This is a genomic window from Halobacillus sp. AWH4_228, from assembly GCF_056158365.1.
Map to the genome: position 1 here is coordinate 1228229 of NZ_JBSWTE010000001.1, position 22082 is coordinate 1250310.

General features: G+C 45.7%; 29 protein-coding genes. 21 read left to right on the forward strand and 8 right to left on the reverse strand.

Annotation, left to right across the window (positions count from 1 at the left end):
- Positions 1-27 precede the first annotated feature (27 nt).
- Both ACXADP_RS05995 and ACXADP_RS06000 read left to right on the forward strand, forming a co-directional pair.
- Complete coding sequence (locus ACXADP_RS05995) at positions 28-621, forward strand: YpjP family protein (RefSeq protein ID WP_474971086.1); 594 nt, start codon at positions 28-30, stop codon at positions 619-621.
- Between the two features lie 155 nt (positions 622-776).
- Entirely contained in the window at positions 777-1754 is a 978-nt protein-coding gene (locus tag ACXADP_RS06000) for a zinc-binding dehydrogenase (RefSeq protein ID WP_474971087.1), read from the forward strand.
- 35 nt (positions 1755-1789) lie between these two features.
- Here the strand turns inward: ACXADP_RS06000 and murB are convergent, their stop codons facing one another.
- Entirely contained in the window at positions 1790-2710 is a 921-nt protein-coding gene (gene murB / locus ACXADP_RS06005) for a UDP-N-acetylmuramate dehydrogenase (protein WP_474971088.1), read from the reverse strand.
- A 245-nt stretch (positions 2711-2955) separates the two neighbouring features.
- On the opposite strand from murB, the gene ACXADP_RS06010 reads away from it, so the two are divergent.
- From ACXADP_RS06010 to ACXADP_RS06020, 3 genes are all read left to right on the forward strand, one after another.
- Entirely contained in the window at positions 2956-3114 is a 159-nt protein-coding gene (locus ACXADP_RS06010; protein ID WP_084163208.1) for a DUF1540 domain-containing protein, read from the forward strand.
- 192 nt (positions 3115-3306) lie between these two features.
- Positions 3307-5007, forward strand: coding sequence for a dihydroxy-acid dehydratase (ilvD, locus tag ACXADP_RS06015; RefSeq protein ID WP_474969340.1), 1701 nt, complete (start codon positions 3307-3309; stop codon positions 5005-5007).
- Positions 5008-5118: 111 nt separating this feature from the next.
- Complete coding sequence (locus tag ACXADP_RS06020) at positions 5119-5691, forward strand: histidine phosphatase family protein (protein WP_474969339.1); 573 nt, start codon at positions 5119-5121, stop codon at positions 5689-5691.
- A gap of 77 nt (positions 5692-5768) precedes the next feature.
- Here the strand turns inward: ACXADP_RS06020 and ACXADP_RS06025 are convergent, their stop codons facing one another.
- Complete coding sequence (locus ACXADP_RS06025) at positions 5769-6179, reverse strand: VOC family protein (RefSeq protein WP_474971089.1); 411 nt, start codon at positions 6177-6179, stop codon at positions 5769-5771.
- Positions 6180-6717: 538 nt separating this feature from the next.
- On the opposite strand from ACXADP_RS06025, the gene aceA reads away from it, so the two are divergent.
- Both aceA and hpaB read left to right on the forward strand, forming a co-directional pair.
- Positions 6718-8004: an isocitrate lyase gene (aceA, locus tag ACXADP_RS06030; RefSeq protein WP_474971090.1), complete on the forward strand. Its 1287-nt coding sequence runs from the start codon at positions 6718-6720 to the stop codon at positions 8002-8004.
- Between the two features lie 118 nt (positions 8005-8122).
- Entirely contained in the window at positions 8123-9562 is a 1440-nt protein-coding gene (hpaB, locus tag ACXADP_RS06035; protein WP_474971091.1) for a 4-hydroxyphenylacetate 3-monooxygenase, oxygenase component, read from the forward strand.
- A 531-nt stretch (positions 9563-10093) separates the two neighbouring features.
- On the opposite strand, the gene ACXADP_RS06040 is transcribed toward hpaB, so the two are convergent.
- On the reverse strand, positions 10094-10231 hold the full coding sequence (locus tag ACXADP_RS06040; RefSeq protein ID WP_474969334.1) for a hypothetical protein: 138 nt from the start codon (positions 10229-10231) through the stop codon (positions 10094-10096).
- Positions 10232-10348: 117 nt separating this feature from the next.
- Here ACXADP_RS06040 and ACXADP_RS06045 point away from each other — a divergent pair, with 117 nt between their 5' ends.
- On the forward strand, positions 10349-10543 hold the full coding sequence (locus ACXADP_RS06045) for a YozQ family protein (RefSeq protein ID WP_474969333.1): 195 nt from the start codon (positions 10349-10351) through the stop codon (positions 10541-10543).
- 49 nt (positions 10544-10592) lie between these two features.
- On the opposite strand, the gene ACXADP_RS06050 is transcribed toward ACXADP_RS06045, so the two are convergent.
- Positions 10593-10970, reverse strand: coding sequence for a hypothetical protein (locus tag ACXADP_RS06050; RefSeq protein ID WP_474969332.1), 378 nt, complete (start codon positions 10968-10970; stop codon positions 10593-10595).
- Positions 10971-11113: 143 nt separating this feature from the next.
- On the opposite strand from ACXADP_RS06050, the gene ACXADP_RS06055 reads away from it, so the two are divergent.
- Complete coding sequence (locus ACXADP_RS06055; protein ID WP_474969331.1) at positions 11114-11707, forward strand: serine/threonine protein kinase; 594 nt, start codon at positions 11114-11116, stop codon at positions 11705-11707.
- A gap of 72 nt (positions 11708-11779) precedes the next feature.
- A complete protein-coding gene (locus tag ACXADP_RS06060) occupies positions 11780-12019 on the forward strand; it encodes a hypothetical protein (protein WP_206933550.1) in 240 nt (79 codons plus the stop codon).
- A 98-nt stretch (positions 12020-12117) separates the two neighbouring features.
- Here the strand turns inward: ACXADP_RS06060 and ACXADP_RS06065 are convergent, their stop codons facing one another.
- Positions 12118-12876, reverse strand: a complete 759-nt coding sequence (locus ACXADP_RS06065) for a TrmB family transcriptional regulator (protein WP_474971092.1) — start codon at positions 12874-12876, stop codon at positions 12118-12120.
- A 132-nt stretch (positions 12877-13008) separates the two neighbouring features.
- Here ACXADP_RS06065 and ACXADP_RS06070 point away from each other — a divergent pair, with 132 nt between their 5' ends.
- Positions 13009-14172 (forward strand): MFS transporter, encoded by a 1164-nt coding sequence (locus ACXADP_RS06070; RefSeq protein WP_474971093.1) that lies wholly within the window; start codon positions 13009-13011, stop codon positions 14170-14172.
- Between the two features lie 54 nt (positions 14173-14226).
- Here ACXADP_RS06070 and wrbA read toward each other — a convergent pair whose 3' ends face one another.
- Positions 14227-14838, reverse strand: coding sequence for an NAD(P)H:quinone oxidoreductase (gene wrbA / locus ACXADP_RS06075; RefSeq protein ID WP_474969328.1), 612 nt, complete (start codon positions 14836-14838; stop codon positions 14227-14229).
- A gap of 299 nt (positions 14839-15137) precedes the next feature.
- Between wrbA and ACXADP_RS06080 the strand changes: the two genes are divergently transcribed.
- The 9 genes from ACXADP_RS06080 to ACXADP_RS06120 all read left to right on the forward strand — a co-directional run bounded on the left by ACXADP_RS06080 (position 15138) and on the right by ACXADP_RS06120 (position 20194).
- On the forward strand, positions 15138-15320 hold the full coding sequence (locus tag ACXADP_RS06080) for a YfhD family protein (protein ID WP_027956393.1): 183 nt from the start codon (positions 15138-15140) through the stop codon (positions 15318-15320).
- A 157-nt stretch (positions 15321-15477) separates the two neighbouring features.
- Complete coding sequence (locus tag ACXADP_RS06085; protein WP_474969327.1) at positions 15478-16365, forward strand: glycine betaine ABC transporter substrate-binding protein; 888 nt, start codon at positions 15478-15480, stop codon at positions 16363-16365.
- Positions 16366-16540: 175 nt separating this feature from the next.
- Positions 16541-16768: a DUF4129 domain-containing protein gene (locus ACXADP_RS06090; protein ID WP_474969326.1), complete on the forward strand. Its 228-nt coding sequence runs from the start codon at positions 16541-16543 to the stop codon at positions 16766-16768.
- Positions 16769-16833: 65 nt separating this feature from the next.
- Positions 16834-17640, forward strand: coding sequence for a VLRF1 family aeRF1-type release factor (locus tag ACXADP_RS06095; protein ID WP_027956395.1), 807 nt, complete (start codon positions 16834-16836; stop codon positions 17638-17640).
- Between the two features lie 171 nt (positions 17641-17811).
- Positions 17812-18117, forward strand: coding sequence for an antibiotic biosynthesis monooxygenase family protein (locus tag ACXADP_RS06100; protein ID WP_474969325.1), 306 nt, complete (start codon positions 17812-17814; stop codon positions 18115-18117).
- Positions 18114-18482 (forward strand): hypothetical protein, encoded by a 369-nt coding sequence (locus tag ACXADP_RS06105; protein ID WP_474969324.1) that lies wholly within the window; start codon positions 18114-18116, stop codon positions 18480-18482. Before ACXADP_RS06100 ends, ACXADP_RS06105 begins: the two co-directional genes overlap by 4 nt.
- Positions 18479-19147: a cobalamin B12-binding domain-containing protein gene (locus ACXADP_RS06110; RefSeq protein ID WP_474971094.1), complete on the forward strand. Its 669-nt coding sequence runs from the start codon at positions 18479-18481 to the stop codon at positions 19145-19147. Before ACXADP_RS06105 ends, ACXADP_RS06110 begins: the two co-directional genes overlap by 4 nt.
- A complete protein-coding gene (locus tag ACXADP_RS06115; protein ID WP_474969322.1) occupies positions 19134-19898 on the forward strand; it encodes an STAS domain-containing protein in 765 nt (254 codons plus the stop codon). The genes ACXADP_RS06110 and ACXADP_RS06115 overlap by 14 nt, the downstream gene beginning before the upstream one ends.
- An 89-nt stretch (positions 19899-19987) precedes the next feature.
- On the forward strand, positions 19988-20194 hold the full coding sequence (locus ACXADP_RS06120; protein ID WP_474969321.1) for a copper ion binding protein: 207 nt from the start codon (positions 19988-19990) through the stop codon (positions 20192-20194).
- A gap of 161 nt (positions 20195-20355) precedes the next feature.
- Here the strand turns inward: ACXADP_RS06120 and ACXADP_RS06125 are convergent, their stop codons facing one another.
- The gene (locus ACXADP_RS06125; RefSeq protein WP_474971095.1) at positions 20356-20691 is read right to left on the reverse strand and encodes a spore coat protein; all 336 of its coding nucleotides are present in this window, start codon (positions 20689-20691) and stop codon (positions 20356-20358) included.
- 11 nt (positions 20692-20702) lie between these two features.
- The gene (locus ACXADP_RS06130) at positions 20703-20966 is read right to left on the reverse strand and encodes a hypothetical protein (RefSeq protein WP_474969319.1); all 264 of its coding nucleotides are present in this window, start codon (positions 20964-20966) and stop codon (positions 20703-20705) included.
- 197 nt (positions 20967-21163) lie between these two features.
- Between ACXADP_RS06130 and ACXADP_RS06135 the strand changes: the two genes are divergently transcribed.
- Positions 21164-22081 carry a proline dehydrogenase family protein gene (locus tag ACXADP_RS06135; protein ID WP_474969318.1) on the forward strand — a complete coding sequence of 306 codons (918 nt, stop codon included), beginning with the start codon at positions 21164-21166 and terminating at the stop codon, positions 22079-22081.
- The last annotated feature ends 1 nt before the right edge of the window (position 22082 follow it).

The following is a 22082-nucleotide window of genomic DNA, read 5'->3' on the forward strand; positions in this document are numbered from 1 at the left end:
AGAATATAAACAAGGGAGACCGACAGAATGAAGCCACTTATGAGAAGGATATTTGTCGTACTTATTTCTGTATTAACACTCGGTCTGTACGTGCCGCCGGCCCATGTGGATACAGAAGCCGCTGAAAAGAAGGAGATCACGGACGCCGGTCACCTGAATGAACATTCCGTGGCGGAGGATGACCAGCAGATTCTGCCGGATGTTCTTACAGAAGACGAAGAAGATCCTTTCCGTTCAATAACGGAAGAGGCCTTTGCCCGGACAGAGGCCAAAATGGGACCGAGGATTATGGGAAAAGTGGACGATGAGTTGTCGGAAGTGATTTTTCCTGAAATGGAAAACGTCATGGTCGACCTCTTATCCAACACGGACGAAGCGCACGTTCCCTATATGAAAATCACAGAAGACCCTGCCCCTGGATATGGGGAGAGAATGTTCAATTTATATAATGGACACACGGATGAAGAAATTGCCCGCTTCCATGTGCGGAGAGATAAACGTCCCGGGGAAGGGTACTGGTTCAATTTCCATTACCATTTAAAAGAAGACGCGTATATGAAACACCATGAAATCGGCGAGATCTACTGGGAGAAGAACACTCCTCCAAAGTGGATGTCCTGAACAGAAGACAGTCATCTAAGACTGTCTTTTTTGTTGTCCGGTTTTACGTAGTTACTAAATGGTAAGTAGGTTACTGAAAAGTACCTTCTTGTCACAGGAGAATTTACTAATTATCATAAGTGACAAAGACTTGGATAAAAAAGGAGAGGGAAATCATGAAAGCATTGCTTTTACATGAAAAGCGTGATTGGCAGGAAATGCAGGTAGAGGAAATCGAAAAACCAACAGCAGGAAAAGGCGGAATTGTCGTGGAGGTGCATGCGGCAGGGCTGAACCCCGTGGATTACAAAACAGCAGGGAATGGGAATCCCAGCTGGGAGTATCCCCATATCCTCGGTCTTGATACAGCAGGGATTGTAACAGATAAGGGTTCGGATGTTTCCTCATTTGAAATCGGCGACCGTGTCGTGTATCACGGGGACTTGACCAAAAAGGGCGGATTTGCAGAGTATGCGGTCATTCAGGCTCATACTGCATCAAAAATCCCTGACGAAGTAAGCTTTACCGAAGCGGCTGCTCTTCCTACGGCGGGATATACAGCTTATCAAGCCATTCACCGTAAGCTTCCACTGGATCAGGTTCAAACGATCCTCATCCACGCTGGTGCCGGCGGGGTAGGCGGATTTGGTATCCAGCTGGCTAAAGCAGCCGGGAAAACGGTCTTAACGACAGCTTCCTCTTCCAACCACGATTATGTATTATCCCTGGGAGCGGATTATGCCATCGACTATAGGAATGAAGATGTGTATGAGAGAGTCATGGAAATTACCGATGGCCGGGGGGTTGATGCTGTTGTCGATGCGGTGAGCAGCGAAAATGCAACAGCCTCTCTCGATTATATTGCGTTTATGGGACATCTTGTTTACATTGCAGGAGCTCCTGACTTTAAAAAGGTCAAACCATTCACAACGGTCGTCTCTTATCATGAAATTGCTCTGGCAGCCGCCCATAAGGCAGACTTCCAATCCCAGAAAGATCTTGCCGTTATCGGAGATGACTTGCTGAAACTGGTGAAAGAGGGGAAAGTCTCTCCACTTGTGGAGGAAACCATTTCGCTTGAAGAAGTACCGGAGGCCCTCGTCCGGCTTTCAGAACGGCATGTGAAAGGCAAGATAGTAGCTGTATTGAAATAAAAGAAAGCCTGCGCGGATACCGCGCAGGCTTTTCGTTATTCTTTATCTTCACCAATAATGCGGACCTCACGCTCGAGGTCTACACCAAACTTCTCTTTGACAGTCTTCTGCACATGCTCGATCAGTGAAATGTAGTCAGTAGTCGTGGCATTATCCTTGTTCACAATAAAGCCGGCGTGTTTGGTGGAAACTTCCGCTCCGCCGATACTCGTGCCCTGCAGGTTGCTGTCCTGAATCAATTTTCCTGCGAAATATCCAGGCGGTCGTTTGAATACACTGCCGCAGGAAGGGTACTCCAGAGGCTGTTTGGATTCTCTTTTGAAGGTCAGGTCATCCATAATTTCTTTAATTTCCTGACGGGTTCCCGGGGTCAGGCGGAAACAAGCCTCCACAACAATATCGCCGCGATCAGGGATATTACTGGTACGGTAATCAAGATCGAGCTCGGAAGCCATACGCTTGACGAGTCTGCCTTCTTTGTCGACCACATAAGCGTGGTCAAGAACATCTTTGATTTCTCCGCCATAGGCACCAGCGTTCATATACAACGCGCCCCCTACAGTCCCGGGAATGCCACAGGCGAATTCCAGTCCGGCTAACTGCTTTTCAAGAGCAAAACGGGAAGCATCGATGATTCGTGCTCCACTTTGAGCCGTCACCATTTCCTCGTCTGCATTGATGGAGTTCAAGTGTTTTAAGTTGATGACGATCCCGCGGATTCCCCCGTCCTTAATGATAAGGTTGGATCCATTGCCAAGGAGTGTAAAGGGGATCTCATCCTCGTTGGACAGCTTGACGACATTTTGAATTTCCTTATAAGACGTCGGTGTGATAAAAAAGTCCGCTCGGCCGCCCAGTTTCGTGTAGAGGTGGTCTTTTAATGGTTCATCGACTTTGACGTTTTCCTCTTTGACAAGGTTTAACAGTTTATTATAAATCATGTGTTTTTTTTCCATAAACATCCGTCCTATTTTTTGGTTTCCTCTAAGCAGTTACGTACATCATGTAGATTCAGCCCGGCTTGTTTGTAACAGTTTATGATACGTGCGCCGGTAGAGTGCGTTTTCCATTTTTCACAATCACGTTTATTATTTTATCACAAAACAAAAGGAACATTGAGTAGGAATTTCTTCATGGAGACCATGGATACAGGATAAAGGGCCGGCATTTGTAAAACCTAAGTCTATAGGAGGTGTAGGAAATGGCACTTGACGTCCGTTGTGAGGTTAAAAACTGTGTATATAATAAGAATGGCTCGGCTTGTGGTGCTGATGAAATTTTCGTTGTCAGCCATAAGGGAACCAAAGCCACCAACAGTGAAGAAACCGATTGTAAAACGTTTAAACCGGCAAATGTGTAACTTCCTATAGAAGAAGGCCTGTGTAGCTGCAGGCCTTTTTTTCTTATTTTTCCCTCCTGGAAAGCGCTTTAATTATGCGGAAGGTTCCCTATATTCAGAAAAGTCATTGCCAAGAGTGCCTCTTGTTAGTATCATCATGATAAGTTGTTTCCTAACGACAGAATAGATAAAAAGCAATGAGAGGTGTAAGGGATGGACAAGACTAAAAAAGATTTGAGAATCAGAAGTAAAGTCATCAGTGAGGGTGTCAACCGGGTCCCGAACCGTTCGATGTTGAGAGCTGTTGGGTTTAAGGATGAGGATTTTAAAAAGCCGATGATCGGCATCGCCAGCACATGGAGTGAAGTAACCCCATGTAATGTACATATTGATAAACTGGCTGAGCAGGCCAAGGGTGGAGCTTCAGACAATGGCGGAGCCCCTATGATTTTTAATACCATTACAGTAGCTGACGGCATTGCAATGGGGCATGAAGGAATGTTTTATTCCCTTCCAAGCCGTGAAGTCATTGCGGATTCCATCGAAACCGTTACAAATGCGGAGCGTCTTGATGGCATTGTAGCGATCGGAGGCTGTGATAAAACAACACCTGGATGCCTGATCTCACTCGGCCGCCTGAACGTTCCATCGGTCTATGTTTACGGAGGTACCATCCAGCCGGGTAAACTGGATGGAGAAGATATTGACATTGTTTCCTCTTTTGAAGCGGTTGGTCAGTATCATGAAGGCAGTATTGATGAGGAACAGCTGCACAGAGTGGAATGCCACGCCTGTCCAGGCGCCGGTGCGTGTGGAGGAATGTACACAGCCAATACGATGGCATCTGCGGTAGAGGCTCTTGGAATGAGTATCCCTGGATCTTCCTCTACGCCTGCCGTTCATGACTATAAGGAAAACGAATGCCGCCAGGCAGGAGAGCTTGTTGTTGAACTGCTTGAGAAAGAAATCTATCCTCGTGATATCATGACAAAAGAAGCGTTCGAAAATGCGATTACGGTTGTCATGGCCCTTGGAGGTTCGACCAATGCGTTCCTCCACCTTCTGGCTATGGCACATTCAGCAGGTGTCGATCTTGATCTGGATGACTTTGAGCGCATCCGTCAGGAAGTTCCTCACATTGCCGACATGAAGCCGAGCGGGAAATATGTGATGCAGGACCTATATGAAAGCGGCGGTGTGCCCGCAGTTATGAAGCTGCTATTGGAAGAAGGCCTGCTTCACGGAGACTGCTTGACGGTTACCGGGAAAACAGTAGCGGAAAACCTGGCAGAAGTTCCATCATTGAAAGAAGGCCAGAAAGTTATTGTTCCGTTTGATAAGCCGATCAAGCCGAAAGGTCCTCTTGTCGTTTTGAAAGGGAATCTGGCTCCGGAGGGCGCTGTAGCCAAAATGTCTGGTCAGAAGATCAGCCGTTTTGAAGGTCCTGCTAAAGTGTATAACAGTGAAGAAGAAGCAACGAATGCCATCGTTGGTGATGACGTACAGGAAGGCGATGTCGTTGTCATCCGTAATGTAGGTCCGAAAGGGGGACCTGGTATGCCGGAGATGCTTTCCATAACGGCTATGATTGTAGGGAAAGGCCTGGGAGGAAAAGTGGCCTTGATTACCGACGGTCGTTTCTCAGGGGGCTCCCACGGGTTCGTCATCGGCCACGTCGCTCCAGAAGCCTTTGTCGGTGGACCGATCGGCCTTCTGGAAACCGGAGATACCATCACTATAGATAGTGATACCCAGCAGATCAATTTTGATGTCAGTGATGAAGAATACGAACGACGTAAGCAGGCATGGGTAAAACCTGAACCGAAGCATAAAACAGGTGTCCTGGCTAAATATGCCCGGCTTGTATCTTCCTCTGCCAAAGGGGCTGTTACTGACCTGGATTTAGACAATTAACATCCCATCCCACTCTCTCAGAGAGTGGGATTCTTTGATCCATCAGGATAAGGAACTCGACATGTATAATGAGCAGAGCATCAAAATACATAAAGGTAAGGGGAGTGAAGGATGAAAATAGTATGGATCAGACATGGAAGTACAGCATGGAATAAAGAAAAACGGGCTCAGGGCGGCTCGGATATCCCGTTGGATGACGAAGGGAATGAGCAGGCAGCCCTTCTTTCCGCACGGCTTGGGAAAGAGAACTGGGATGTGTTGTACAGCAGCCCGTTGAAGAGAGCCGTCCAGACAGCCCGGGTCGCTGCACACGAGCTGGATGTTGCTGTTCATCTGGATGAACGTCTGCAGGAAGTCGGAGGCGGACAAATCGAAGGGACGACAGAAGCAGAAAGAATTGAAAAATGGGGGGAGGGGTGGCGTGACCTTGATCTGGGAAGAGAATCGGAAGAAGATGTGCTCAAGCGCTGTCGATCTTTCATCGCTGATCTGAGGGCAGAGCATCAAGGGAAACAGATATTAGTAGTGAGTCACGGCGGCATCATCAGCCAAATGCTGCACATGCTGGATCCGTCCCATGTAAACGAAGAAACAATGAAAAACACGTCCATATCAGAAGTGGTGCTTCGTGACAACCAATGGTCGTGTGAACGTTTCAACTGTACAAGGCACTTGGATATGTAACGAAAAGAGTATGTGTGGACACTCATGGTGAAAAGGGATTGAACCGGCTGACGAGATCGTACTCGTCAGCCGGTTTTTTATTTTTTCGTATAGTTCAAATCCCAAGTAATTCCGTAGTAGTCTCTCACTTTAGCGAACGTGGCCCCCCAGAACGTATCCTGCAGTTCCATGATGACCGTCCCTTTGTCTTTCAATCGGTTGTAAATTATGTCAATCTCTTCCGGACTGTCCATTTCCAAAGCCATCGATATGTTATTTCCCACTTCAACCTGTTGATCGAGAAAAGAGTCAGAGACCATGAAAAGAAGAGGCCCTTTTTTAAAACGGGCATGCATGAGACGGTCATCCATTTCAGGTGGCGTTTCAAAATCGGCCTCTCCAAACGTCTGCTTGTCTGTAATCTCACCTTCGAATATTTCTTTGTAATCATTCAATGCTTCTTCCGCCTGACCATTAAAAGTAAAATACGGGGTAGCCTGATGTTTCATTGTGAACACTCCTTTTCTATTTGAGTCTACGAACAGTATAACGGTTCCCTTCTGACAAAACAAGAACGTTTGTTCTTGTTTTAAACTGTAATAGTACAGGTCATTCAATAAGAAACGGATACCGCTTACAAAGGAAGTATAGCATGCTCCGTATTCCGACGCAGGAAGTAAATATATATTTTACAACCCTTTAAACTCTCGTATAATGGCGGTTTACATAGGCTGACACACAAATATAAAAAATTTTCAAAAAACGGTTGCAATTTCCTGCCTGCCAAAGTAAACTGTACCATAACAGATAAACAAAATAATTTCTGTTATAACAAAGGAGGAGAAATAATGAATCATCCGAAAACTGTTTCCATCCCATGTCCGCAATGTGGTTCTGAAGTTGAAAATCATCATTACACGTATATGTTGGAATGTGATCACTGTCTATCTAAAAGAGAAGAATAATTTTTGCAGCATCTGTTATATATCAGATTGTTAATTTAGTTTTTATTATGCAACAGAAAGATGATTGAAAGGGGATGGAGAAATGAACGAACGTGTTGAAAAACTGAAAAAAAGCTGGAGAGAGGATAAGCGGTGGAATGGCATTGAAAGACCTTACGAAGCGGAAGAAGTCATTCGATTAAGAGGTTCGATTGACATCACACATACGTTGGCAGAGAGCGGTGCCCGTAAACTTTGGAACCTTCTTCATGAGGAAGAGTATGTGCATGCGCTGGGAGCTTTAACGGGAAATCAAGCGATGCAGCAGGTGAAAGCCGGGTTGAAGGCTATATACTTAAGTGGATGGCAGGTCGCTGCCGATGCGAACCTTTCGGGGCAGATGTATCCGGATCAGAGCCTGTATCCTGCCAACAGCGTGCCCCAGGTCGTTAAGCGGATCAACCAGGCCCTCCAGAGAGCGGATCAGATTCATTATATGGAAGGCCGGGAGGAGATTGATTGGTTTGCGCCGATCGTTGCGGATGCGGAAGCAGGTTTTGGGGGACAGCTGAATGTATTTGAGTTAATGAAAGGGATGATTGAGGCTGGAGCGGCCGGTGTCCATTTTGAGGATCAGCTGTCCTCAGAGAAAAAATGCGGGCACCTTGGTGGAAAGGTGCTGCTCCCGACGCAGACGGCTGTCCGTAATTTGATTTCCGCGAGGTTTGCCGCTGATGTGATGGGAGTGCCTGCCTTGATCATAGCCAGAACGGATGCCAACGCTGCTGATCTCATTACCAGTGATATTGATGATCAGGATGCGCCTTTCTTAACAGGGGAGAGGACTGCAGAAGGCTTTTATAAAACAACCGCCGGGCTGGATCAGGCCATTGCCAGAGGGCTTGCGTATGCTCCTTATGCTGATCTGGTCTGGTGTGAAACTTCCGAGCCGGATCTGGAAGAAGCGCGGCGTTTTGCTGAAGCCATTCATGAAAAGTTCCCTGGCAAACTGCTCGCCTACAATTGCTCTCCTTCGTTTAACTGGAAGAAGAAGCTGAACGATGAAACGATTGCCTCGTTCCAGAGGGAGCTCGCGGCTATGGGGTATAAATTCCAATTTGTCACTCTTGCCGGCTTCCATGCCTTGAACCACAGTATGTTTGAGCTGGCCCGCCAATACAAAACTCATGGAATGGCCGCCTATTCACAATTGCAGCAGGCAGAGTTTGCAAGTGAAACGCATGGTTACTCAGCTACGCGCCACCAGAGGGAAGTCGGGACAGGGTATTTTGATGAAGTGGCTCAAGTCATTACTGGAGGTACCTCCTCCACAACCGCTTTGAAAGGATCGACCGAGACGGAACAGTTTTCCCAGACGATTCGTTCTTAGTTAAGCGCCCGCCAATTTAATTGGCGGGTTTTTATGTGGGACGACGTACAAAATCCGCCCAATATAATAGGGTATGTTATCAAGCCTTTTCAGTGCTCTAAGAAACGGGAGTGATGACATGCCGGTGATTACAGGAAAAGAATACATTAAACGAATAAATGCCCTGCAGTCCGAAGTATGGCTGCGCGGAAAACGGGTGCAAGGAAACATCTCCGAGCATGAAGCCTTTGAAGGAGTCATTAAAAGCCAGGCCGCTCTTTATGATTTACAAAATTCCCCATCCTTGGAAGAACAGATGGTGTATGCGTCAGAAACGACGGGACACAAAATCGGTCTTTCCTATCTCATACCAAAAACACGGGCGGATTTAGAGAAACGAAGAACGATGATCCAGCATTGGGCCCGTTTCTCGGGAGGTGTGATGGGGAGAAGTCCTGATTACATGAATACGGTGCTCGCTTCCTTCGCCGCGTCCGTAGACGTGCTGGATAATGAACCCGGATGTTTTCCTGACCGGCTGTTGTCTTTTTATGAATATGCACGTGAAAATGATTTGTCCTTTACCCACACCTTCGTCAATCCCCAGACCAACCGCTCCAGTCTCGCCTTTCTGGAAAAAGATGTGACAAACGCAGCCGTTGTCGATCATACAGATGAGGGAATCATCATTGACGGGGCAAAGCTTCTGGCTACACAAGGAGGCATGACAGATGAACTTCTCGTGTTTTCAGCCCCCGGTGCACAGGACAGCTCACAGGCCTATGGTTTTTCCATTCCTAGTAATACGGCTGGTGTGTCTTTTGTCTGTCGGGAATCTTTTGCCCAAAATGGTTCGCGTTTTGATTATCCGCTGGCCTCTCAATTTGAAGAAATGGACACCATTGTCTTGTTTGACCATGTAGTTGTACCATGGGAGCGTGTCTTCCTCCATGAAAATCTCCGCGCTGCGACCAACCTTTATGTCCATGGTAAGTTTGTTCCTTTTACCCTTCATCAAATTACTTCCAGGCAGATTGTGAAGACAGAGTTCATCCTCGGTCTTGCTCAATCCATCGTAGAGATGATCAATATCAGTGATTATCAGCATGTACAGAGTAAAGTGGTGGAAATCATGAAAGGTCTGGAGACGATGAAGGCACTGGTGCTGAAGGCCGAGTTGGAAGGTGAAGTAGATGAAACGGGGGTTTTTGTTCCAAATAAAGTCCCTCTTTATATAGCGGTCAATCAATTTCAAGAGCTCTATCCGCGTTTCACAGAAATCATTCAGATTCTGGGCGCAAGTGGGATGATGACCATACCTGCAGAAGCAGATTTTCAAGGAGAACGGGGAGGGGATCTTGATCATTATCTCAGGGGAGCCGAAAAAGCAGGGAAGGAACGTGTCGCCTTATTCCGACTGGCGTGGGATATGACAATGAGCAGCTTTGGGGCTCGGCAGACATTGTATGAACGGTTCTTTTTCGGTGATCCTGTCCGCCTTTCCCAGACCATTTACCGGCTGTACGATGATACGGACATGGTAAGCTGGATCGAGCAGTGTATAAAAAAAGCTGACTAACAGTCAGCTTTTTTGGCTGTAGAAAAAGCCTGTGCTAACCAGTTATTGGTGTCCATTTGTCGTGGGAAGGGTCACGTTCCGCTTATCGGTGGATGAATGGCCACTCCCTCCGCTGACTTGGTCAGGAAGGTCGTCTGCCCAAGTGGATCTTCGGCCCGTGCTGTTCCCGCAGGCATCACCACCGAACGCCCCTCGTGCCGAAGTTAGAGTATAGAGGAGAGAGACTGTGCACGAAGCAGGTTCACAAATTTGCGCTATTGCCACATGCGTGGAAAAGAAAAAGGGCTGATGACGGCTTGCTGCCGGGATGTGAAAAAGATGGTCCTCCATCCATCAAGGGTGAGCAGGGTGAAGGAGAGTCTTTTTCGATATTAAAGAGCTCCCAAGGAGCGGTGCCCCTTCCACTCCTGCTAAAAGCTCGTGCGCTCGTCCGCGGAAAGGGAAGGGGATTTGGCTCCTGGCGTAAGAAAGAAGAAAGCTTGTAAAGAGACCGGGGTTTCTCTACAAGCTGAGCTGACGAACAGCCGGATTTTACCTTTTAGCATTGCTTTTTTTGGCTTTCTGCTCGAGCTGGGAATCCGGCTGCTGATCAGCGGCATCCTCCGTTAACCCCTGCGGGTTGACGGAAGTTTTTCCTCTTCCTTTAAATGCATTGCTTTTTTTACTCATACTCTCCACCTCCTCTTCTGTAGGTTGTGACAGGTGGAGGTATTTCATCCTGAAAGGTTCTGGATGGAATGCTCCGTTCTGGATACGAGCATTCTAAAAGAGAAGGAGGGATGATGAATGAAAGGAAAACGTAAAACACCATCTTATGCTGAGGAGTTTTCTGCTGAGGGGTTAGCGGTAACGAGAGAGCAGGTGTCGGATACCCTTACAGAAGGTACGTACGATGCAAAAATCGATCAGCAGAACGATGAAGGCCATAGGATCACAGACGATGGCATTGAAATCAGGAAGCCGGGAAAAAAGAAGAAGTAGAGACTTGATAAACAGCAGAAAAGGGAAGCGTTTCATACGCTTCCCTTTATTATGCTTTCATAAATCCTGGATGCAGCTGTTTGAATCGGTCCAGAGCGCTTTTGCTCTCATGGAAGGAACCTTCGTCTTTGCTGACCAGGCTTTGATCTATTTTAAACTCGTAATAATTGATGGCCAGGTCCAGGTCCATTTCGGTGAAGAGCAGACCTTGGTCGTAACAGTCATCCATATAAGGGATAGATAGGGAAAAAGGAGCGTCTTCATTTTTTTGAACTTCAACGAACCATCCCATCTGATCGACGTAAAGGGGGAGACCTGTGACATGCAGGATGTCTCCATGGGCAAAGCTCTTCACGTCCGCTTGGGCATCTTCAGAGGTTTCAGGACGATATTCAAAAGGTTCGACAACATAAAAAAATTGTTCCATGATCATGCTCCTTTCAACTGAGTAAACTCAGTATAGTTGATAATGATTATCACAGTCAAATAACAAGAGTTATTTTTACTTTAATTTTTAAAAAATTTGATATAATTATAAAAACAAAGGTTTTCGCAAAGGAGAATCTTTCTATGAATGTCCAAACCCTTGTGAAGGAAGTTGTGTTCCATGACTCCCAGATTATCAACATCCCCCCATCCTTCGAGCTGATTGGAAAGGGAAGGAGTGCTTCTGTTTTCCGCATAAGAGAAACAGGAATCGCTGTGAAAGTGTTTTATCCCGGTTATGAGAAGCTCGCCGAAGTGGAGGCCGGAGTGTATGAGAAGCTGGACAATCATGAATTTTTCCCGGCCTTTTATGGAAAAGGCGACGATTTCATCGTTATGGAATATGTGGAAGGGATCACATTTTATGATTGCCTTGTGAAAGGAATTCCGATTACGGAAGACATGATCAACCGGGTGGATGCGGCTCTTGCTTTCGCCTTTCAAATCGGATTGAATCCTTCAGATACACATTTGAAAAATATTATGCTGACACCAGATGGGCAGGTCAAAGTTATAGATGTCGTAAGGTTCACACAGGATTTTGAATGCCCGCAGTGGCAGGATTTGAAAAAAGCCTACCGTACGCTGTACCGGCGGAAGTTTGTGCCGAAAAAGTATCCGGTTTTCTTCATTGAATTCATTATCCGTCTGTACCGGAGAAAACTGCTGCCGATTTAAGTGGAGGAAAGGGTTTTGTCCACCCAGGTTCTGGGAAACGCTCTATAAATACCAGGAAAGGTGGAATGAATCGTGACAGAATATCGATTAAGTGATGTGGAAGTAGGAAAAAACTACAAGGCGAAAGAACTGGACAGTTTTGTTTCAACAACAGACGTCGTTGTTCTATCCAATAACGAATCCCAGCTTTTCACAGAACCTGAGCGGGAATATAAGGTTGTGGATGCTTTTGAAGGCTTCTTTGAACATTCATCCAATGATGGGGAGAAGTATTTCCGTAATAAGAAAACATACATTGTAGAAAAAGTATAAACGAAAAGACTGTCGATTGATCGACAGTCTTTTTTTTGCGGTCAAGTGGCAGCGGCCATCATATGTGAACGTGACACGCTGCATGCGGCAGAACTTCTTTAATAGCGGAGTTTCATTAATATGGAAGTAATGGCATCATCTTTTTTTAATGTTTCCTGGTGTTTTTTAGTAATTTCCAAAAGGGCGACATCGTGATAGAAGAATTCAGTGAAAAACTTTACGAGAGGTTTGGAAAACGTATGCACCCCCTGGAATTGATCCCTTTCCATTCCAGCGAACAGCACTTCCCTTCCATCGACGATCAGGAGTTTATGCCGTTCTAGTCCTTGATGTTTTTCATCCGGGACAAGGGTGTGGGGATCCAGTTCTCCGACAGGAATTTCCCCGACAGATAACAATTCCACATGAATACCTTCTGCCTGCTTTCTTTCAAGGAGGTCCAAGAACGGAGTCAGTTCATCGTTCCAGCCTGTCAGCAGTATTTCATTGGCAGCCTTCTCCATCAAATTTTCCATAAGGACGTGAATGCTGTGGTTATTCTTCAAGGTCCAGACGCGTTCATCAGCGTCTGGAATCTCTGATTTGTGATTTCGCAGTTGTTCAATGTGATCATCAAATTCAGCCGTCAGTTTTTTTATCGTCATTTCAATAGGAAGGGCTGTGTACATCTTCTTTTTTTCATGAAAAGACGTTAGGATCAATCCTTTTTCTTCGAGCCGCTGCAGGACTTCATACACTTTGGATTTAGGAACATGGGAAAATTTAACGACCGTTGCGGCATCCAGCGCTTGATCACTGGAGGACAGGACTTCATAGACTTGACTTTCATACTGGGTAAAACCGAAATTCTGTAACATGGGCTTCCTCTTTTCTTCTTATTGTCCTCAGGATACACGATGACCCCATCGCGCGTAAATATTCCCTCTTGTCTTTCTAAGCCTATGTAGTTACCATTGTAGTGGTAACCAAAAGAAGAGAGGGTTCATGAGATGAATAAAAAAGTATACCTGCTGGCGCTCGTCGCTTTTGTCGTCGGAACTGTTGAGTTGATTATTGGTGGGATTCTGGACCTGGTCGCGGAAGATCTGAATGTCTCCCTTGGAAAAGCGGGACTTCTCATTTCTGTTTTTTCCTTAGTCTTCGCTGTATCCTCCCCGGTCCTTTTAACAGTGACGGCCCGCGTAGAACGTAAAAAATTGATGATGACCACCTTAGTAATATTCTTTATCGGCAATCTGCTTGCCTTTTGGAGTCCTACTTATTCCATCATCATGGCAGCAAGAGTCCTGACTGCAGCAACAGGGTCACTTCTTGTAGTGCTGGCTGTAACAATGGCATCTTCAGTCGTTGACAAGAAGTACAGAGGTCGAGCGATCGGCACCATTTTCATGGGCATCTCCGGGTCGCTCGTGCTCGGTGTCCCCATCGGTCTGACGATAGGAAATGCGTTTGGATGGCGCGCTCCATTTCTACTCATCAGCATCCTGACACTCTTATCCATGGCAGCGGTCATGCTTCTACTTGAGAGCGTAGCCCCTAAACCTGTCTTATCCGTGAGGAGACAGCTTCAGACGTTGAAAAATAAGAAAATATGGAGTGCTCAAATGACCTCCTTTTTATTTTTAACCGGGCATTTGACCCTCTATGCTTATTTAACGCCTTATTTGAAAACGGTCATGGGAATGAACGGTACATGGGTCAGTGTGATTTATTTCGTATTTGGAACGGCAGCGGTGATCGGCGGGGGAATCGGAGGTGTGCTCTCTGATAAATTCGGCTCGGGAAAGAGTATCATCGGAATTATCCTTGTGTTTGCAGCAGCTATTTTTACGATTCCCTTCACGACATCTGTACTGCCGGTCTTCCTTGTTGTCCTCGTCGTTTGGAGTGCGCTCAGCTGGGCTGTAACACCTGCGCAGCAGAATTATTTGATTTCTTCAGCACCAGAATCGGCAGACATACAGCAGAGTTTAAATAATTCAGCTCTTCATTTCGGAATCGCTTTTGGATCATTGATTGGCGGTTTCGTCATTGAACAGGGGACGGTTTCTCTTAACCCGACAGTAGGTGGATTCTTTATTCTTGCAGCACTGCTGACGGCTGGCTTCTCTATCACTCGTAAAACCGAATCGAAGGAAGAAAAAGCAGCCTGACAAAAAAACAGGACATCTGAATGCAGATGTCCTGTTTTTTCGATTCGTTGCTTGTTACTGCTGTCCTTTTTTCATCGTTTGAGCGATTTGAACCGTCCGGGCGGCCTGATGCTTGGCAGCAGCTTCTACATCCTCGACCATGTTCCCTTCCTGATCGACAGAAACACTCGTTCCATATGGGTTCCCACCGGCACCGAAAATTACCGGGTCCGTGTATCCGGGAGCCGCAATGATTGCTCCCCAATGCATCATGGAGGTGTAGAGGGAAAGAAGAGTCGCTTCCTGACCGCCATGAGGGTTCTGGGCAGAAGTCATGCCGCTGACCACTTTATTAATCGTTCTGCCGTTTGCCCAGAGCCCTCCCTGCATATCGATGAACTGCTTCATTTGAGAAGGAAGGTTTCCGAAGCGCGTCGGCATACTGAAGATGATGACATCAGCCCATTCAATATCTTCAGATGTGGCGGTCGGGATATCCTTGATTTTTTCTACGGTCGCTTTCCATCCTTCGTTCGCTTCAATCACGGATTGAGGTGCGAGTTCATCCACCTTCAGCAATTTAACTTCAGCTCCGGCTTCTTCTGCTCCTTTGGCCGCCCATTGAGCCATTGTATAGTTGGTTCCACCCATTGTATAAAAAATCACAGCTGCTTTTACGTTTGACATATGCTCCCTCTCCTTTGGTTGATTATTGAATAACTTTTTCATAAATCCCATTTTGTTCACCTTCCTGCTGAATGACTTGCGCATCTTTTTATCCATACTCTCGAATTCGAGATATATGGGTAAAAATGTGTGGTTATTTATCTTGAATTCGAGATTAATTATATATCGAGTCTTCCGGGGTGTCAACACAAAAAGAAATGATTTTGGAAAAAGGGAAAAATTTTGGCTGGCATCCTTAAGAATAGGTACCTTGGAGCGGCGCATAATAAGATTGTTCCACATGTGAGGAGGCGATTGAGATGGGCAGAGATGAACATCACAAAGGAAAAGGGAAGCAGAAACGAAAGCTTCCGCAGACTCCTAAAAGTCAAAAACATGCGAACATCGATGTTGAGTTTTCTGAAGAACTGGCTGACAGGGAAGATAAGATCGCTCAAGAACGAGCGAAAGCGGCCGACCGCAGAGCTCATAAACGTATGTAAGAAAAACAACAGTCTTCAGGTTTCATCCTGGAGACTGTTTTTGTATATATTTTTTATACAGAATAAATTGTTTGAACTTAATTATGTTTATGGTATAATTCGAAATTGTGAGTGAAACGCATAAGAAATGGATGAATGTTTTAAAGGAGGCGTTCGTATGAAACAGTGGAAAAGATGGCTGCCCGTTTTTCTGATGGCCGGTTTGATCGTATTGACGGCCTGTGGAGAATCCACAGAGGAAAGCAGCACAGACGCAGGCAGTGATGGTGATAAAGGCACGATACATATTGGAATGAACAACTGGGCTGAGAATGTGGCTGTATCGAACATGTGGAAGCTTATTCTTGAAGATCAAGGATATTCGGTGGAGCTGGAACAGGTTGAAAAAGGGTTTCTATATGAAGCACTAGCGAGTGGTGACCTCGATATCGGAACAGAAATCTGGCTTCCGAATACAGACCAGCCTTTTTATGAAAAATATAAAGATGAGATCGATTGGCGCGAGACATGGTATGAGGGAACAGAACTTGGTTTGGCCGTTCCGTCTTATATGGAAGATATCAATACGGTCGAGGACCTGAAAAATACAGATCAGTTTTCCGACAATCAAATTGTAGGGATTTCTGCCGGAGCAAGCATTATGAATTTGACAGAGGAAGCCATTAAAGAATACGACTTGGACTATTCCCTGCTTTCTTCTGGAGAGCCGACAATGATTACAGAACTTAAAAATGCCATGGCTGATGAAGAGCCGATTGTAGCGACACTTTGGAAGCCGCACTGGGTCTTTGCAGAAATGGATGTGAAGATTCTGGAAGATACGAAAAATGTTTATGGGGATTCTGAAAATATTTCCTATGCAGCAAGACTTGGATTGAAAGAGGATCACCCTGAAGTGGTGAAGTGGTGGGACAGCTTCAAGCTTGATGACAATCAGCTTGGGAGTCTCATGGCTTCCATAAATGAAGCGGATTCTGAGGAAGAAGGTGCCCGCCAATGGCTGGATGAGCATCAGGATCTTGTAGATGAATGGACAAAAGAATAACTCTGAAACGATCTGCCCCTGGTGGATCTCCGAGCTGCCGATGATCCAATCGGCAGCTTTTCTTATATCCGGCATGAAGATCGGATTATGCCGGATATAAGAAAAGGACAGTCAGACCGAGGGGAGAAACAGAAATCTTCTCTTTGGCAGGTCCGGTTTTCCGTTAAAAAATTCAGTGCAGTTCCGCCGATTCGAGAAGGAAGCAGAAAAGCTTGGGTTCCCCAGGCATACCTGTGAATCCGCAGGAGCGTGGTTCCGGAGGCTGGAGCTCTCCTATCCTGTCGTTGAGATCTATGAAAAAGCCCGTTACGGAGGAATAAACCTCACCGAGCAGGAGTCAAAACAGTTCGCAGACCAGCTGGATGGATTGAAGAAGCAGCTTGCCTGTAGAAAAGAAGTTTAAGCGATCATCTTTCAGGAAACATAGACAATATAGCTAGTTGAACTATTGAAAGGAGTCGCTGAATTATGGATTTAAACAAAGAATTAGAGAAACTAGAGCATATTCACTTAGAAAAGCCACAAAAAGTATTTACGATGTATTTGAATACAGATCCATCCGACCCTGATCAACAAGGCGGCGAATGGAAAATCCATTTGAAGAATGGGTTGAACAACTTTGAGTCCTACCTTCAGGAAGATGGGGACTCAGATGAGAAAAGAAACTACTGGGCAGTGAAAGAAAAAGTTGAAACTTTCATAGAAGAAAACGAGCAGCATTTTGCAAAAAGTGTCGTATTGTTTGCTACAGGTGATGATACGGTCTGGTTTGCTGAAAGATTCCAGATGCCGGTTAAGACTGAATTCTACTGGGAGGAAGCTCCAGTGTTGGATCAGCTGAAGGAAATGCAGCAGAAATTCCCGAAAACCGGTGTCGTCCTGACTCAGAAAAACCAGATTAAGCTGCTGGATGCTGAACTGGGAACGTTGAAGGATACACAATTGTTTGAGCTTGACTTGAATACAGAGGATTGGCGCATGCACCAGGGTCCAGACAGAGCCCAGGCGTCCATGGGTTCAGGCGGAGCGAAGAATTCGAAGCAGGATCAATTTGAAGAGCGCTTCGAAGCCAACCGTTACCGCTGGTATAAGAGCGTAGCTCCAAAGATTGACCGCGCCGCTAAACAATATGGCTGGGAGCGCTTCTACCTCGTTGGTGACAAGGAAGAATTGAAAGACCTTCAGGACCATATGAATAAGGAAGCGGAAGACATGATTAACAAAAACCTTCTGGACCATGAAGAGATGCATGTGCTCGATGAGGTTGTCCAATAATTTATTAGAAAAGCACCGGGGAACCGGTGCTTTTTCATGTGTCATTTTATACATACCATCCAAACTGGATATGGACCGGCACAGGCCCGTTTAATCTTTCCATTATACAGATTTTCAGAGGCTATGGTAAAATAGTATACAGCGAAAATAAATGAGATTGGGGAAATGGACATGTTTGTTGTAGACTCCACTGTAGTGGTCCCGGAACACAAAGCTGATGATCTCATACAGATTTATCGGAATCGCTCCCGCCTCGTAGATGAAGCAGAGGGATTCTTATCTTTTCAGCTTCTCCAGAACGATCGGAAGCGGGGAGAGTTGACGGTTCACTTGGAGTGGGAATCTAAACAAGCTTATTTGAATTGGGCAAGAAGTGAGCAGTTCAAGAAAATTCATGAGCTTGAAAAACATTACCCTGACGAAGAGTTGAAGGGAATTGTTCCAATAGTGAAGAAGTATGAGGTGGTGGCAACATGAATAACACGGAACAGGCCCACCTTGTCCGGATCGTAACAGAAGAAATCTATGAAGCCTATCCCTATCTTTGGGAGAAATTCGGCCAGAATGGGAGAGACCGGACCGAAGAAGACAATCATCATCATTTGGACCATCTGGCTGCGGCTTACGAGATGAGAAGTGTAGACTTTTTTATGGACTATACGGACTGGCTCAACAACGTATTGACGTCCAGAAACGTGCCGACCGGACTGATTATTGATAATTTTCAGCGGCTCGTCCGCCTGCTGGATGGACAGTCTCTTGTGGATGAGGACGAGAAGCAGATGTTCATCGTCTATTTAGACCAGGCTCTCAAACGACTTCATACTCTGAACGAGAGGTGACTATTTTGGATCTGGATCATGAACAACTTGCTCAAGTTTTTTTGAGTGGAGATGAAGAGAAAGCATTGAACTACACGTATCGTCTCCTGGAGAACCATCCAAGGGCCTACGTGTTTGAAAATCTGATCACCCCGGCAATGTACCATGTGGGAAAGCTGTGGGAGAACAATGAAATATCGGTTGCGGATGAGCATCTGGCTACAGCCATATGTGATTTTGTTCTTTCAAAAATCGAGTCTGACCACCGGGCTCCTAAACGCCGTCAGCAGCAAAGTTATAAAGTCCTTCTCTTCGGAGTGGAAGAGGAGCAGCATTATATCGGGCTGAAAATGGTCGCCGACACTTTCAAAGAGCATGGCTGGCGCGTCCGTTATTTAGGGCCGGATCTTCCAATGGAACATTCCATGTTACAAATTAAAAAATTCCAGCCTGATGTAATAGGAATATCAGCGGCTTTGTCCTATCGTATTCCTGCCATAAAGAAATCCATCGAGGCCTTCACCCAGCTGGATTGGAAGCCGACCATCATGATCGGCGGCCGTCTTGCTTATAAGTTTGACTTGTCGGAGTTTGAATCCGAGAAGGTTATGGTAATTAAAAATATCGGACATCTGACGCATTGGTTCAAAAAAGGAAGGGAAGAATCCATCAATGAAACGAGTTGACCATTCTTTTCCTCTGCCCGTTTTTACAATCAACAAAAACTTCATCCTGCAATCTTATTCCAAGGAAGCAGAAGACAGCTTTGTCATCACGCAGAATTTCCTGGACTTATTTGATGAAGGCAGTCTTTCCAAGCTGAAAAAGTGGATCAATCCGGAAGTGAAAAAGGTAACATTGGAAGTCCAGCTGAAGCCTTTTGGAAACGCAAGGAACCCTGTAACGTGTGATCTGCACGTCAAATGGAGTAATGACCTTCATGCAGAAGTTCTGCTCATATTGAAGGATGACCAGATGGAGCGTGTCACCACGATGATGAATCAACTGCGCGCCCGCCTGAATGATACGAATTTTCAACTTCTTGAGGAAAAAGAAAAACTGGAGGAAGCGTTGGAGTTGAACAACCGTCTTTCGGCTCCTTTTATTACTCTTACAGAGGAAACGGCGTTGATCCCTTTGTTTGGTGATTTATCCCTGGATAAAATGGATGTCGTCGAAGAACCGCTGCTCCAACGTGTCAATCAAGGTGGTATTGAACGGGTGCTGCTGGATTTCACTGCCGTTGGAGATATTCCGAAAGATGGGGCTCAGGCTTTGAAAAGTCTGACCGCTTCTTTATTTTATATGGGAGCCGCTGTGGTCATTACAGGAGTACGGCCTGAACAGGTTCCAAAACTCCAGCATATCCGTTTTCCTATTGAAGTTTCTTATCTTCATTCTCTTCAGCAAGCCATTTACAAATACTGTGTGCAGTAAAGCGCTGCTTTCTGCTGATTTTCGGTTTATTCCCCTCTTCCAATGTGGAATAGGTAAAGTAAACGAGAAAATAGAAAGGGTGTTTTGTAATGGAAATGACGCTTGAAGTGAACGGTATGACATGTGAGCACTGCCAGAAAACGGTTAAAGATACAGTAGAAAAACTTGAAGGTGTGCACGGAGCAGAGGTTCATCTCGACAGTGGTAAGGTCAATGTGGTGTACGACGAAGCCTATGTCGGTAAAAATCTAATTAAAGAATCCATCCATGCCCAAGGGTATGAGGTCGTTGGATAAGGATAAAGGGCCTGGCTTTCCAGGCCTGTTCAGGCTGTCGGGAAGGATCCCGACAGCTTTTTTAATGGGATGCAGAGCAGGATAGGGAACCGGGATGATGGACGCAAGCCACCTTAATCACATACTTAACAATAAGAAAAGCCCGGGGCCCCGGGCTTTTTTTACTGCACTGTATAAGGAAGCTGTGATTGATAACCGGAAAATTTCTGATAGGCCTGGTCAAGCTTTTGGTTCTCTTCCTGCTCCAGAGCATACCATCCGTGTTTGAACATGAGGTTATACAGGTTTCTCTGACAGTCTTGTGTTTCCTTGAAGATGGTTGCCAGATCCTGATAAATCGCTTGGTTACTCGCCTCATTCAATGTTGTACTGTACGACGATGTCATGTACTTCTCCGTAGCCAGTAGATCGTTGACGAAATCCCGCTCATTCATCTGCGGTGTCTGTGGTACAGTCGTTTCAGGATTTTGAATTTTTTGTGGTTGGTTCGGATTCATAACGGCCCTCCTCAATTCGGTTTACTGGCCTGTGTATTCAGGTGCTCCAGTATTCTATTGTAGTGACGCTGGTGCATTTGGCCGGCTTCGTCCAACGCCGCCTGGATTTCAGGGGTTTGACAATTTTGAGCGAAAAAATGAGCTTTTTTACAAGCGTTTAAATTCCAGGAAAGCATGTCCGCAAGATATAGTTGATCTTTTATGGTCACAACATCAGGGGCCTGAGCCATCGGCTGTGCGCCCTGCATGGACCCAGTTGCCGGGTTCTGCTGCATGGAACTCCCTCCTTTATGTTTTCCCTGTTAGTATGGCTGTTTAAGGATGAAGTATAAATGAAAGATGGGTTTTATTTGTCGAATATCAGATGAAAATATTCACCCTTTATTAAGAAAAATGATAAGATAGAATCACAAACGTTTACATTTCTGAAAATTATAAAAAACACACCCACCACAAGTCAGGGGGCTTCATGATGGAAAAGGTGATGCGCAATTTCTTTCTTTTTTTATCGAAAAACCGTTTCTTTACAAAGCTTGCGAAAAAATATGGACTCCGTTTTGGTGCCGGTAAGTTTGTCGCTGGTGTTTCTGTACCTGATGCTGTGAGAACCATCCGGCTTTTGAATGACCAGGGTATGGCAGTCACGATTGACCACCTTGGAGAGTTCATTGACAGTGAGGTAGAAGCCAGAGAAGCAGCGGAAGGATGTATCGCCGCGATTGAAGCCATAGCAGAACATCATCTCGATTCACAACTTTCCCTTAAACTGACGTCCATGGGGCTGGATATTTCCGAATCGCTTGTGATGGAGAACATGAGGAAGATCCTTGATGCGGCAGAAAAAAATGATGTGTTTGTGACCATTGATATGGAAGATTACGAACGCTGCGGCAGAACCCTGGAGATTTTCAAGCAGTTGAGGGAGGAATATGATCATATCGGAACCGTCCTCCAGTCGTATTTGTACCGGACGGTTGAAGATATAGAATCGCTTGATGAGTATTCCCCGAACCTGAGACTTGTGAAAGGAGCCTATAAGGAATCTGCCAAAGTGGCCTTCCCGGATAAGAAAGACGTGGATGACAACTTAAAGAAAATTATCCGGATCCACTTGATGAACGGCCATTATACAGCAGTAGCTACACATGATGATGAAATGATCGAGTATACAAAGAAATTGGTGGAGAGTGAAGGCCTATCAAAAGATCAGTTTGAATTTCAAATGCTGTACGGGATTCGAGTGGAACGTCAGAAAGAATTGGTGGAGGAAGGGTATAAAATGCGTGTGTACGTACCTTATGGGAATGATTGGTATGGATACTTCATGCGTCGTCTCGCAGAACGGCCGGCAAACGTCGCTTTCGTGCTAAAAGGAGTATTTGGAAGATGAG

Coding starts and splice junctions, on each gene's coding strand:
- ACXADP_RS05995 (WP_474971086.1), top strand. CDS start 28: ATGAAGCCACTTATGAGAAGGATATTTGTCGTACTTATTTCTGTATTA.
- ACXADP_RS06000 (WP_474971087.1), top strand. CDS start 777: ATGAAAGCATTGCTTTTACATGAAAAGCGTGATTGGCAGGAAATGCAG.
- murB (WP_474971088.1), bottom strand. CDS start 2,710: ATGGAAAAAAAACACATGATTTATAATAAACTGTTAAACCTTGTCAAA.
- ACXADP_RS06010 (WP_084163208.1), top strand. CDS start 2,956: ATGGCACTTGACGTCCGTTGTGAGGTTAAAAACTGTGTATATAATAAG.
- ilvD (WP_474969340.1), top strand. CDS start 3,307: ATGGACAAGACTAAAAAAGATTTGAGAATCAGAAGTAAAGTCATCAGT.
- ACXADP_RS06020 (WP_474969339.1), top strand. CDS start 5,119: ATGAAAATAGTATGGATCAGACATGGAAGTACAGCATGGAATAAAGAA.
- ACXADP_RS06025 (WP_474971089.1), bottom strand. CDS start 6,179: ATGAAACATCAGGCTACCCCGTATTTTACTTTTAATGGTCAGGCGGAA.
- aceA (WP_474971090.1), top strand. CDS start 6,718: ATGAACGAACGTGTTGAAAAACTGAAAAAAAGCTGGAGAGAGGATAAG.
- hpaB (WP_474971091.1), top strand. CDS start 8,123: ATGCCGGTGATTACAGGAAAAGAATACATTAAACGAATAAATGCCCTG.
- ACXADP_RS06040 (WP_474969334.1), bottom strand. CDS start 10,231: ATGAGTAAAAAAAGCAATGCATTTAAAGGAAGAGGAAAAACTTCCGTC.
- ACXADP_RS06045 (WP_474969333.1), top strand. CDS start 10,349: ATGAAAGGAAAACGTAAAACACCATCTTATGCTGAGGAGTTTTCTGCT.
- ACXADP_RS06050 (WP_474969332.1), bottom strand. CDS start 10,970: ATGGAACAATTTTTTTATGTTGTCGAACCTTTTGAATATCGTCCTGAA.
- ACXADP_RS06055 (WP_474969331.1), top strand. CDS start 11,114: ATGAATGTCCAAACCCTTGTGAAGGAAGTTGTGTTCCATGACTCCCAG.
- ACXADP_RS06065 (WP_474971092.1), bottom strand. CDS start 12,876: ATGTTACAGAATTTCGGTTTTACCCAGTATGAAAGTCAAGTCTATGAA.
- ACXADP_RS06070 (WP_474971093.1), top strand. CDS start 13,009: ATGAATAAAAAAGTATACCTGCTGGCGCTCGTCGCTTTTGTCGTCGGA.
- wrbA (WP_474969328.1), bottom strand. CDS start 14,838: ATGTCAAACGTAAAAGCAGCTGTGATTTTTTATACAATGGGTGGAACC.
- ACXADP_RS06080 (WP_027956393.1), top strand. CDS start 15,138: ATGGGCAGAGATGAACATCACAAAGGAAAAGGGAAGCAGAAACGAAAG.
- ACXADP_RS06085 (WP_474969327.1), top strand. CDS start 15,478: ATGAAACAGTGGAAAAGATGGCTGCCCGTTTTTCTGATGGCCGGTTTG.
- ACXADP_RS06095 (WP_027956395.1), top strand. CDS start 16,834: ATGGATTTAAACAAAGAATTAGAGAAACTAGAGCATATTCACTTAGAA.
- ACXADP_RS06100 (WP_474969325.1), top strand. CDS start 17,812: ATGTTTGTTGTAGACTCCACTGTAGTGGTCCCGGAACACAAAGCTGAT.
- ACXADP_RS06105 (WP_474969324.1), top strand. CDS start 18,114: ATGAATAACACGGAACAGGCCCACCTTGTCCGGATCGTAACAGAAGAA.
- ACXADP_RS06115 (WP_474969322.1), top strand. CDS start 19,134: ATGAAACGAGTTGACCATTCTTTTCCTCTGCCCGTTTTTACAATCAAC.
- ACXADP_RS06120 (WP_474969321.1), top strand. CDS start 19,988: ATGGAAATGACGCTTGAAGTGAACGGTATGACATGTGAGCACTGCCAG.
- ACXADP_RS06125 (WP_474971095.1), bottom strand. CDS start 20,691: ATGAATCCGAACCAACCACAAAAAATTCAAAATCCTGAAACGACTGTA.
- ACXADP_RS06130 (WP_474969319.1), bottom strand. CDS start 20,966: ATGCAGCAGAACCCGGCAACTGGGTCCATGCAGGGCGCACAGCCGATG.
- ACXADP_RS06135 (WP_474969318.1), top strand. CDS start 21,164: ATGGAAAAGGTGATGCGCAATTTCTTTCTTTTTTTATCGAAAAACCGT.